Genomic DNA, 11,362 nt, shown 5'->3' on the forward strand with positions numbered 1-11,362 from the left:
TGCCACCATCAGGTGACCAGGGAGCCCGCGCGGTAGACGGCGAGGGGCGAGCGTAGGGCGGACACGTCGGCGGCGGCATCACCGGTGACGACCAGGACGTCAGCGTCATAGCCGGAGGCGAGGCGCCCCTTGCGGTGTCCGAGGCCGCACGATTCCGCCGCCAGACTGGTGGCAGCCACCAGCGACATCCGATCGTCCATGCCGATGACGTCCCGAAAGTCGACGATCCCGTGCGGCAGGCAGTTGAACGGCTTCTGCGGATCCACTCCCGCGTCCGAGGAACACACCAGCCGTACCCCGGCCTGACGCTGGCGGGCGAAGGCGGCGGCGACCGCCTGAAAGAGCGGCGACAGCGGCTTGTCCATCGGGAGCCGGGCAGATGCGACGCCGACGAAAACACGGGACTCGGCCAGCCTGTCGATGACCTCATCGCGGACCACCACGCCGCCGGCGCCGAGGAACGACGCGTGCTCGACGCCGTCCACCCCGGCGTCGAGTGCCGCGGCGATGCCGTCTGCGCCGTGCGCGTGCGCGGTGACGGGTATTCCGTGCGAGTGGGCACGGTCGACGACGGCGCGCAGATCGTCCGCCGTGTACTGGGACTCGTGCGGCGCCCAGCCCGGCGTGATGACTCCGCCGGTCGCCATGACCTTGATGACGTCGACACCCCGGGCCGCACGCTCGTCGACCGCGGCGGTCAGTGCCGGGCCAGGCTCGCTCTCCCCGCCGAGGAACCAGCAGTGACCCCGTTCGCGCGTCAACGGGGGGCCGGCACACACGAGTTCCGGCAGGTCCGGGGCGTGCTCGTCGCGGACGCGCAGCGTCAGGTATCCACGGTCGCCGAGGTCCCGTAGCGTGGTCACGCCGCTGCGCAGCGCCATCCGTGCATGATCACGGATGCGCGTCAGCATCGTCTCGTCGGAGTCGGTCAGGCACTGGTCGGCGACATCTCCGCACGGGTCGAAGACGAGATGCGCGTGGGCATCGACCAGCCCCGGCAGAAGCGTGGCCGCGCCGTAGTCCGTGACCGGGATCTCCGCAGCGACCGGTCCATCATGGATGGAGTCGATCCGCCCGTTGCGCAGGACGACGACCGGACGGCCGGGCAGCACCCGCTCACCGTCGAACACGCGGTCGGCGCGCAGTCCCAGGTAACCATTGTGCGAATCCATGCCGCCCTCGGTGTCATCGAAAACCATCAGAATGTCAGACAGACTGTACCGGGCCGGTGAAAACCCTCGTTCGCCCGTCCGGCGCTCATGCTGCAGTGCCGCCTGTACCGGCCGGAATTACGTCGAGGCTGGCCGAGCGGCATGTTCGTATCCGTGCAGGACGCCGCCAAGGCGGTCGCGTCGATGGACGGTCATGTCGGTGAGCCGATCCGGGTCGATGATCGGTTCGGGTTGGAGGGAGGGTGGCCGGGCATTGGCGATGCCGAGCCAGGCGACAGCCGGGCACCGACGAGCGGTCGCGTCACGGTCTGCACAGTCGCGGGCCGAAGCCGGTGTGCCTGACACCGTTGCTTCGCTACGAAACCGCAGCTGGCACGCCGGCTGATCGCCACCGCTCTCGCCGGGTTCCCTGGAGGTGCGAGCCCGCGGATTGTCATCGGGCACCGAGGAGCCGCAGCTCACGCCACGGCTCGGCGGGCAAGGGAGGAGCGCAGAAACCGCCTGGTCGCCGGTGCGCCGCTCGCGCCGCCAACACGGTGGCGCAGGCCGGCTTGGTCGTGGCGCCGCCTCCGGGCGTGACCAGCCAGCGCCCGGCCCTCAGTCAGCTTGGCGCACGTCTCCAGCTCAGCTCGTTGCCGCCTACCAGCACCCATCGCGTGGTGGCACTGCGGCCGTCGGCGGAGGGACAGGTTCGGATCAACCTGTCGGCCCGATTCCGGCCCCTGATCAGTACGTTGAGGCCGGTGGAGTCGATGAATGTCACCGTCGCTAGGTCGACGTCACCGTTCTCGTCTGCTCACCGTCGACCGCCACGGTCAGGGCCTGGCCGAGTTCGGTCGCGGTATCGATGTCGAGCTCGCCGCCGAGCACGACACACACTACGCCGGGATGCAGCTCATAGGACTCGACCTGAACCGTCTTGAGCACCCCCTTCTTAGCTGCCGGCACCGTACCGTCGCCGGCCGCCGGTAGCCCATCGCCGGGCTTGCGCGTACCGTGACCTCGACGTTGACCCTTCTTTCGTGGGCGGGTCAGCGGTTGAGGTAGGCGGCCAGGCCACCGAGTTCTTCGCTGGCGATGTACACCGATGTCACGTTGAGGATGGCTTCTTCGACGTGGGTGGTGCAGCCCCATGCGGAGTCGCCCCAGGAGTCGGCGACCTTGATCTCGGCTGGTGCGGTGCAACCGCGGGCGCCGCCGAGTTCGCACTGCTCGGGGTGTGGCGTGGTGGCCTGCTTCGCTGCGGCGGTGCGCATCTGGGCGGTGAGTTCCGCGGCGGCGGCGGCGCGCTGCTCGGCCTCGGTGCGCAGCTCGCGTTCGGCGCGGACCGCTTGGATGGTGGCCAGGCGCAGTTCCAGGTGCTTCGCGACCTGGTCGGCGAGGTGGCCGAGGACGGTCTTCTGCGTGTCGGTCAACTGCCGAGGGATGCCGTCGATCGCGGTGACTGTGCCGAGGTGGTGCCCGTCGGCGGTGACGATCGGGGCGGCGGCGTAGAACCGTAGCCCGAGTTCGCCACGCACGAGCGGGTGGTCGAGGGTGCGTGGATCTGCGACCGTGTCGTTGATCACGTATGGGCCGTCGGCGCAGAACGCTGACGCGCACAGTCCGGGTTCGGTGCCGACCTGCGCGACGCCGTCCAGGCCGCGGGTGGCGGCGAACCAGACCCGGTCGGCGTCGACGATGCTGACCGTGGCGATCGGGGTGCCGCATACCGCCGCAGCGGCGGCGGCGATCGTGTCGAATTGGCCGTCGGTGGGGGCGTCGAGGATTTCGTAGCGGCGTACCGCGGCCAGCCGGGCCGGATCGGTGAGGGCGAGAGTGCTGTCAGTGGTGATCGACACGGTGTGGTGCTCGCTTTCCCAAGAGGTGCGCAGGCCGGCGGGGTGGAGTCGATCGGGGCGCCGGTGGAACGGTCGTATCGAGCGGCGTCGCAGGGACGCTGTGAAAGGGTACCGGTGTGGCGATCAACGACGTCGGCTACAGCATCAGCCACCACCGGTACAGCTACCAGTGACGCCGCCTCCGGCGCCGGCCACTAACAACAGGGTGGTCGGGGCCGCTGACATCATCCACCCTTCGTTTTGGCTGGCAACATCCTGTCGCTCAACAGCAACCTTGGGCCTCGCCAACTGCCAGTAGCTGCCGCCAGTTACCGCACTCAGTCACGGTCGTCGATGTGACTGAGTGTGGTAGTTGGCGAAGCTGAGCGCGTTAGTTGGCGAAGTCGATCGTGCGAGCGAGTGTTGAGCGACAGGTTGATGTCAACGGGGTTGGAGGGGCGAGGCCAGGTCCTTCACGGCCAGGCCCTCCGCGCCGATGACGTGATACTTGTCGAACCAGACGCGGGCGATGTCCACGTCGGTGGTCTCTGGCACAACACCAGCGCCGGTGGCGCGTCGGCGAGCAGGGCCTCGAGGCGGCCCGGCGTTCCCGCAACGGCCAGGCGGTCAGGTCTTCGCCGCCCGCGGCGAGGACGTCCAACAGAACCAAGCTCGCCGGGGCGACGGGCTACCTCGACGGGCAGCCGACGACCGGCGGTGATCCGGCCGAGCAACGCCGAGAACGACGTCCGGCCTCGTCTGCGGGTCAAAGATGATCAATTCGCCGTCGACGACGGTGTCCGGCGGGAGCGAGGCCCGAACCGCCGCGGCGATCTCCGGGGCGTACGGCGTCAGGTCTTTGGGCTGGCGACTTTGGAGATAGACGCCGCCTGGCCGGGTGAACGGGATTGTCCTGAACCCGTCGAATTTGATCTCGTAGGCGCAGCCGCCGCGGCACATGCTCGGTGCGGGCAGGTCCGGGACGCCGACGGCTCGCATCGGCGCGATCGGCGGCCTGAGCACCCACCGACGCTAACGATCGCCGACAGCGCGGCGGACCAGATTCCGCGCTTGGTACCCGAGGGAGGCACTCGACCGGCCGGCACGGCGGGAAGGTGGCGGCGGCCCGGTAGGTGGGTGCGGATGACATCCATTACCGCATGGCTGCCGCCTGACCGGGCCCGCCATCATAGCCACTGTTACCTGCGGATTTGCTCCCGCCAGGTACAGCAAGACGCAAGACACGCCGTCCAGACCACCCAGTGGTTCACCCCGGCCAACGTCTCGCTGCTGAGGGTGAGCAGCACGGGAGAGGCGGCCGCGGTCGCCCGCCGCGTGCGACTGCTCGACTGATCCCTGCGCCACCCGGGCGGCGAGCTGCCCGGGTCTTCAGAACGGTGTCGTCGCGGCCGATATGGCAAAGGAGCCGGGTCGGCCGGCGATCCGCGGAGAGGAACGACGACACCGGTGCGACCACTGTTCTGTTCTGTTCGCGCGGCCGACCGGGTGGTCGTCCTGACCGCCGGGTGCGTGGTGGCCGCCGTGCTGCTGGGCGTGGTCGGCGTATCCCACACCGTACCGGTCTGGCTGCTGTGGCCCGCGGCGATCGCTGCGACCGGCACGGCCGCGGTGAGCTGCGCGATCGCGGCGGCGACGGGGGACGGGCCGGTGCGGACCTTCTGGCGGCGCCTGACCGTGGCCACCTGCCTCCTGTGCGCTGGTGGGCTGAGCAATCTCTACGACATTGTCACCGGTGTCGGCGCGGCGCCGGCGAGTCGTCCGGTCAGCGTCGCGCTGTATGTCGCCGCGCTCAGCACGGCGGCGTTGGCCTTCGTGGTCCTGCGCGGGCGCCGGCGTACCCGGCGCGCTACCGTCGCGCTGTGCCTGGATGCCGCGGTCGTCGCCGTCGGGGCCGGGCTGGTGGCCGTCCAAGCGCTGTCGATGCTGCCGATGCGGGTGAGCGACCACCTCCAGCCCCTCTTCGTGTTCGGTGCGGTCACCGTTGTGGTCCTCGCCGTGATCCGGGTGGGGATGGCGGGTGCCGGGCCGGTACCCGGGCGGGCGCTGTGGATGCTGACTGCCATCGGGGCGCTGGGCCCCCTGTCGGCGGCGCTGGCCACGCCCCTGCAGGCATGGCCGCACCTGAACACCACCGTCGTCGTCCTGCTGCCGGCCGCACTACTGTTCGCCGAGGCCGCCCGCACCCAGACCCGCGTGAACATGACCCCGCCGGCCCCGGCGGCGCAGCAGCTGCCCCGTGACCGGGGTACCCGGCCGGGCGTCTGGCGACGCAGCATCAGCCCCGTTCCGTACACGGCCGTGGCCGTCACTGTCTCGGTCCTGGTGGGGGTCACGCTGCACACCGGGTACCTCCGGCCCGGGCTCGCCGGCGGCTCCGTGGCGCTGATCGTGCTCGTGGTCATCCGCCAGCTGGTCGCGCTCGCCGACAACACCGAGTTGCTGGACCGCCTGGCTGAACAGGCCGGCCACGATGACCTGACGGGCCTGCCCAACCGCCGACTCTTCACCAGTACGCTGAACCAGCGCACCGCGCCCACCACCGTCGCGGTCTGCGACCTGGACGACTTCGCCGCGCTCAACGATCGGATCGGGGACGCCGGCGGCGACGCCATCCTGCGCGAGGCCGCCGCCCGGCTCACCCTCACCGTCGGCGGCGACGCCGTCGTGGCCCGCCTGCTCGGCGACGAGTTCGGCGTGCTGGTGCCCGAGCACCATCCGCTCGCCGACGGGCCGCGGCTCGCCGACGCGCTGCTGCATGCCTTCCGTACGCCGCTGCGGGTTGAGGATCGGGACCTGCTGGTCACCGTCACGGCCGGCGTCGCGACCGCGCAGGGCGGCACAGTGCCGGATCTGTTGCGCCGCGCCGAGCTCGGGTTGCAAGCCGCCGAGCGCGCCGGCCGCGACCGCTACCGCGAGTACACACCGGACCTGGACACCGCCGCGGACCACCATGCCCACCTCGCCGCCGCGCTGCGCCGCGGGCTGGACCTCGGCGAGTTCCGGCTGGTCTACCAGCCGATCGTGGAGCTGCCCCACGGGTCGGTCGTCGGCGTGGAAGCGCTCGTGCGCTGGCATCCCGACGGCGAGCCGGCGGTGTCGCCGGCGGAGTTCATCCCGGTCGCCGAGCACACCGGCCTTATCGTCGACCTCGGCGCGTGGATCATTGACACCGCCTGCGCTGACGCCGCCGCCTGGCAGCGCACCCACGGCGCCGACGTTCCCTGGGTGAGCGTGAACGTCTCGGCCCGGCAGCTGCTCGACCCGGAGCTACCCACACTCGTCGCCGCCGCGCTGCAGCGCCACGGCCTGGATCCGGCACGGCTCACCCTGGAGATCACCGAGACGGCCGTGTTCGCCGGTGGCGCCGCGCTGGCCGCGGTGCAGGCGCTGCGGGACCTCGGCGTCGGCATCGCGCTCGACGACTTCGGCACCGGCCACTCATCCCTCACCCTCCTGCGGACGTGCCCGGTGACCACGCTGAAGGTGGACAAGTCGTTCATCGACGAGCTGAACGGCACCGCGCAGCAGGAGGCGATCGCCGTCTCGCTCAGCGGCATCGCCTCCACCCTGGGCTTGCGCGCGGTCGCCGAGGGCGTGGAGAGCCCGGCCCAGGCCGACCGCCTCCACGCCCTCGGCTACCGCTACGCCCAAGGCTTCCACTTCGCCCGGCCGACACCGGCCGCCCAGATCGACGCGCTGCTCGCCGGGCGTCCCGCGGCACGGCCTGCCACGCCGGCCCGATGATGTCTCGGACACCGTCTCTCATGGCGGACCACCTTGCGGCGATGGAAAGGGCACGACACGGGAGGCGGCCACGGCGCCAGAGGCAGAGACGGCGCGCGGGTCGGTGCCCAGCTCAACCGCGGCACATCCGAGCCCGGTCATTGACTGGGCAAGGCCGCTGCGGCGATCCCCGACGACATTTTCGACGAGCTGGTGCCGGCGTGATGCTTCCCCGGCCGTCCCGTGAGTTCATCGCTGAGGATGTGGTCCCCGGGCGTGCCGACGTGGACAGCGTGGCTGGGAGTTCTTGCACGTCCTCGAGGGGCCAGGTCGCCTACCTTCGCCGGACAGCCCGCTGAGTTCTACGCCGTCATGAAGGGCTGATGTGCCGCATTGAGCTTGACCTGGAGGGTGTGACGGGGCGGGTACACAGGCGGAGGGATACCGATGCTGGGCGGACTGTGCGGCGTGGGCTGGTCACGAGCACAGGGTGTCGCTCGGTGGTTGGCCGCGGTCGACCGGTAGTCCGTGGCGAATCGGCTCACGCCCGGGCCAGGACATCGGCGCCTGGGTGGCGATCTCGCGGATCTTATGAATTTGACGCGGAGTCGGCCGTCACGAGCGGGGGAGACGCTCGAACCGTCGGTGAACCTGGCCGTGACAGTGGTCGAGCCACCACACCGCGAGCGCCCGTGCAGATACGACATCGTGGCCCGTGCGGCCCGCCATCCCCGTGGTTGGCGGCCTCCCGCGTACGAGCTTGTCTCCGAGTCGCGACAGGCAGGAACGGCTCACGCAGCCGCTGTGTCGCTCCTCGATCGCCAAGATCCGCGACGGGCATGCGCTGGGGTGAGGCGGCCGGGCTGCCGGTGCGGGCGGTGCAGTGGAGCGCGGCACGGTCGACATCATGCAGGTGCTGCGCCGCGGACAGTTCCAGTGGAAGGTCATCCCGCAGCCGAAAGCCGAGGACGGCTACCGCGAGATGCCGGTACCCGTTCAGTTCATGAAGGTCCTCGCCGCTCGCTGCGGCAGCCGAGACCGAGACGCGTTCGCGCTCACCGCCCCTCGAGGGAGGGCATTGGCGCAACGACGACTTCTACACCGACCGGTCACAAGTTCCGCACCCCGCCGAGTCCAACGGACTGCGGAAACGGATGACGATGTACGGACTGCGGCACTCGCTGCTGACCTGGCTGGCTCCGGCGGCGTCGACCTGACAACGCTGCGCATTGTCGCCGGACACAAGCGGGTCAGCACGACCTTCGCCAGCTTCTTTTCCAGCACAGGCGACGCCATCCGAAGGCCAAGTAGGCCGTCTCCAGTTCTCCGGCGTGGCGATCCGCGGACGAGGACCGCGCCGGCTGGCCGGCGGATGCCCGCTCAGGCGTCGCCGTACGCGCGCATCAGGCCAATCACCTCGGACAGCACGGTCAGTACGCGGTTCAGGTCTTGTTCGTCGAGGTTGTCCGTCACGGTGGCCAGGTTGACAAGCAGTGGGTTCAGCGCGTCGCGAATGCTGCGGTGGGCGTGTTCCGTCGCGGCCAGGGTAATCCGTCGGCGGTCGCCCGGATGTGGCCGTCGCTCCAGGTGGCCGGCCCTCACCAGCCGATTCACCAGCACTGTGGCGGAGGCCGAACGGATGCCGAGGCGCTGACCGAGCTCTACCGGGCCGATCGGTTCACCTGCGGACACGACATGGTCGATGGCCTGCAGGTCGGTCGTCCGGAGGCCGAGCCGCGCCGCCATCGCGGCCTGCATGTGCCGTCCGGCCTGCAGCAGGTGGCGGACGGCCAAGCCGAGTTGCGCTGCAGCGTGATCGGGATCCACGCGGGCATCGTAGTTCCGGCCGCCGGTGGGTACGGTGGCAACATGGCTAGAAAATCTAGCGACCAGATCAGGATCATGAACGCCGGGATCGTCGAGCAGTTACTGACCCGCCCGGCCGACGAGGTGACCGAGGGGTCGTACGTTCTCCGGGTTCTCGAGGTACGCGGTCGCATCACCGGTGAGCCCCGCCGTGTCCCGCTGGGCGTCGTCCAGAAGAATGGTGTCACCTACCTCGTGTCCCCCGACCCGAACCGTGACTGGGTCCGCAATCTGACCCACGATCCGGCGTGCACCCTCGCGGCCGGTTCGTCGACCTGGCAGTGCCGGGCCGGGCGCGTCGCGGGCGACGAGGCGATCACCGTGGTCGCCACGTATCTGCGCGCCGTCACCACGCCGTGGGCGCTGCAGGCGTTTCCGGTGGCGCCCGACGCCTCGCGGGCCGACATCGAGGGTGCTCTCGACCGGCTGGCGGTGTTCCGGCTGGATCCGGCATGACGTGTGTGATCGTCGGCGGCGGGCCGGGCGGGATGATGCTCGCCTACCTGCTCGGGCGCGCGGGGATTTCGGTCACCGTGCTGGAGGCCGGGAACGACTTCGACCGCGACTTCCGCGGTGACTCGCTGCATCCGTACACGATGGAGCTGCTGGATTCGCTCGGCCTGGCCGGCAAACTGCTGACCCGGTCGCACGTGAAGGCCCGGAAGTTCCGCTTCCACACCGCGGCGGGCACCATCACCACCGCCGATTACGGGCAGCTGGCCACGCCGTTCAACTACGTCGCGCTGATGCCGCAGGCGTACTTCCTCGACTTCCTCGCGGCCGAGGTCGCCGCCCTGCCCGGCTGTGCCGTGCGCAACGGCTGCAAGGTCGTGGACCTGCTGCACGCGGGCGACCGCGTGACCGGCGTGCGCTACCGCACCTCCGACCGGGTCGCCGAGCTCGCCGCCGACCTGGTCATCGGCAGCGACGGCAGGTATTCCCGGATGCGCCGCCTCACCGGCCTACCGGCCCGTTCCCTGGGCGCGCAGACCGACCTGCTCTGGTTCCGGCTGCCCCGACACGACACCGACCCACCGGACGCCGACCTCGACCTGTACTTCGGCCGTGACCAATACGTCGGTCTGCTCACCGGCACCCAGGGCTGGCAGGTCGGGTACACGGTGCCCAAGGGTGGCTTCGCCGCGGCGCGCGAAGCCGGGGTGGTACCGATCCGGCGGTTCGTGGCGACCCACGTACCCTGGCTTGCCGACCGGGTCGGCGAGCTCACCGGCTTCGATCAGATCACCCTGCTGTCGGTCGACATCTCCCGCGTGGATCGCTGGTGGCGCCCGGGCGTCCTGCTCATCGGCGACGCCGCGCACGTCATCTCACCAGTCGGTGGCAACGGCATCCTGATGGCGATCCAGGACGCCGTAGAGGCGGCCAACCATCTCGTTCCCGCGTTCCGCTCCGGCGGCCCGATTCCGGACACAACCCTCGCCGCGATCGAGGCGGCCCGCCGACCCGCCATCGAGCAGGTGCAGGCCCAGCAGGTACGGCTCGAGAAACGGGTGGCCAACGCCCGCGGCAAGGGCCGGCCGATCGCGCCACCCGCGCTGCTCAAATGGATCACCGCCATCCCGGGGGTGCGCCGCCGGTCGGCGCGGAGCAATGCGTACGGACCGCATCCGCCACGGCTGACGGTGGAATACCAAGGAAAGCCCTGAACCGGTCTTGGGCCCTTTGGCGGGACCACCTCGGTTCACCATGCTTGGTCTGGCAAGCGAGCGTCCGGCTCGCCGCGTGCACCCGAGCCGTGAGGTTTGCTCACCCCATCACCCGGCGGAATACCCCGCTCCCGCGGTTTGAACAAGATCTGGTGTGAATGCCGCCGGTGGGCTCAGGGCGCCCCTTCGCCGAGGTCGCACGCGTACCTGTCTTGCGACTCGGCCCTGGCAGGTGAGGCCCCTGCATCGCGGCGGCCGGCGATGACGATTCGCTGTCAGCCTGCTGCTCCCGTGGGGTTGTGGTATCGATCGCGCCTCGGAGACCAACGTTGACGCGGGGGAGGGGATCCTTAGGGCTTCGAGCGGTGGATCGAGATCAAACTCGACGTATATGCCGCGATTTCCGGTTCCGGAGGCGCGGAGGGCATCGGTCAGTTCTCCGAAGAACGCCACTGGGACCAATTCCACACACCGCAGAACCTGTTACTGGCGATGATGGGAGAGCTGGGGAGCTGGCTGAGCTCTACCACTCTTCGCGTCGATGTGACTGCTGTCCATCGCCTCGCGGGTGCTCGCGGCGCGGATCATCATCGATTCAGCAGATCGTGTTAGGAGCTTAAGCGTCGCCCAGCACTCGCGGCGCTCCCTCGAACGATTGTTGCGCGCCTCGTTCCGGCTGCCCGATACTCCCTTGGTGAGCGACATCCGCGAGGTTCAGCTGCAGTTCACGGTGGACGACGCCGGTGAGGGCGACGATCTGCTCCGGCAGTTCGAGGACGACGTGGCAGACCGAGACCTCGGCACCACCAGTTACCAGCCCGCCGCTTCCGCCTCCGGGCGTGCGAAGCCGGGCGCGGAGCTGGTCGGGTGGGTCAGCGTGACGCTCGCCGTCGGCAAAACGGTCTACGACCTGCTGAAGCTCGCGGGAGAGTGGGCGGAACGGGCCAAGCGGCCGGTTCGTGTGCGCATCGGCAAGGACGTCGACGTGGAGTTGCCCGATTCCACGGCGGAGCAGCGTGAGGCGATCGTGCAGGCTGTCGTCGCTCGGCTGCGGCGCAAGTAGGAGAGCGCCGTCGACGAGCTCTTCGAGCCG

9 protein-coding genes are annotated in these 11,362 nt (G+C 69.9%); 4 read left to right on the forward strand and 5 right to left on the reverse strand.

Features of this window, described 5'->3' with window-relative positions:
- Positions 1 to 8 precede the first annotated feature (8 nt).
- The 4 genes from ACIBO8_RS25755 to ACIBO8_RS25770 all read right to left on the reverse strand — a co-directional run bounded on the left by ACIBO8_RS25755 (position 9) and on the right by ACIBO8_RS25770 (position 3,991).
- Positions 9 to 1,172 carry an amidohydrolase family protein gene (locus ACIBO8_RS25755; protein ID WP_396117858.1) on the reverse strand — a complete coding sequence of 388 codons (1,164 nt, stop codon included), beginning with the start codon at positions 1,170 to 1,172 and terminating at the stop codon, positions 9 to 11.
- A 768-nt stretch (positions 1,173 to 1,940) separates the two neighbouring features.
- Entirely contained in the window at positions 1,941 to 2,099 is a 159-nt protein-coding gene (locus ACIBO8_RS25760; RefSeq protein WP_396117859.1) for a hypothetical protein, read from the reverse strand.
- 104 nt (positions 2,100 to 2,203) lie between these two features.
- Positions 2,204 to 3,013, reverse strand: coding sequence for a GAF domain-containing protein (locus ACIBO8_RS25765; RefSeq protein WP_396117860.1), 810 nt, complete (start codon positions 3,011 to 3,013; stop codon positions 2,204 to 2,206).
- Between the two features lie 606 nt (positions 3,014 to 3,619).
- On the reverse strand, positions 3,620 to 3,991 hold the full coding sequence (locus tag ACIBO8_RS25770) for a hypothetical protein (RefSeq protein ID WP_396118215.1): 372 nt from the start codon (positions 3,989 to 3,991) through the stop codon (positions 3,620 to 3,622).
- Positions 3,992 to 4,459: 468 nt separating this feature from the next.
- Between ACIBO8_RS25770 and ACIBO8_RS25775 the strand changes: the two genes are divergently transcribed.
- Entirely contained in the window at positions 4,460 to 6,757 is a 2,298-nt protein-coding gene (locus tag ACIBO8_RS25775) for a putative bifunctional diguanylate cyclase/phosphodiesterase (RefSeq protein WP_396117861.1), read from the forward strand.
- A gap of 1,359 nt (positions 6,758 to 8,116) precedes the next feature.
- On the opposite strand, the gene ACIBO8_RS25780 is transcribed toward ACIBO8_RS25775, so the two are convergent.
- A complete protein-coding gene (locus tag ACIBO8_RS25780; protein ID WP_396117862.1) occupies positions 8,117 to 8,563 on the reverse strand; it encodes a MarR family winged helix-turn-helix transcriptional regulator in 447 nt (148 codons plus the stop codon).
- Between the two features lie 42 nt (positions 8,564 to 8,605).
- On the opposite strand from ACIBO8_RS25780, the gene ACIBO8_RS25785 reads away from it, so the two are divergent.
- The 3 genes from ACIBO8_RS25785 to ACIBO8_RS25795 all read left to right on the forward strand — a co-directional run bounded on the left by ACIBO8_RS25785 (position 8,606) and on the right by ACIBO8_RS25795 (position 11,332).
- On the forward strand, positions 8,606 to 9,058 hold the full coding sequence (locus ACIBO8_RS25785; protein ID WP_396117863.1) for a nitroreductase/quinone reductase family protein: 453 nt from the start codon (positions 8,606 to 8,608) through the stop codon (positions 9,056 to 9,058).
- Positions 9,055 to 10,269 (forward strand): FAD-dependent oxidoreductase, encoded by a 1,215-nt coding sequence (locus tag ACIBO8_RS25790; protein WP_396117864.1) that lies wholly within the window; start codon positions 9,055 to 9,057, stop codon positions 10,267 to 10,269. The genes ACIBO8_RS25785 and ACIBO8_RS25790 overlap by 4 nt, the downstream gene beginning before the upstream one ends.
- Positions 10,270 to 10,963: 694 nt before the next feature.
- The gene (locus ACIBO8_RS25795; RefSeq protein ID WP_396117865.1) at positions 10,964 to 11,332 is read left to right on the forward strand and encodes a hypothetical protein; all 369 of its coding nucleotides are present in this window, start codon (positions 10,964 to 10,966) and stop codon (positions 11,330 to 11,332) included.
- Positions 11,333 to 11,362: the final 30 nt, after the last annotated feature.

It is taken from the genome of Actinoplanes sp. NPDC049681, from assembly GCF_044465265.1.
Taxonomy (GTDB): Bacteria; Actinomycetota; Actinomycetes; order Mycobacteriales; family Micromonosporaceae; genus Actinoplanes.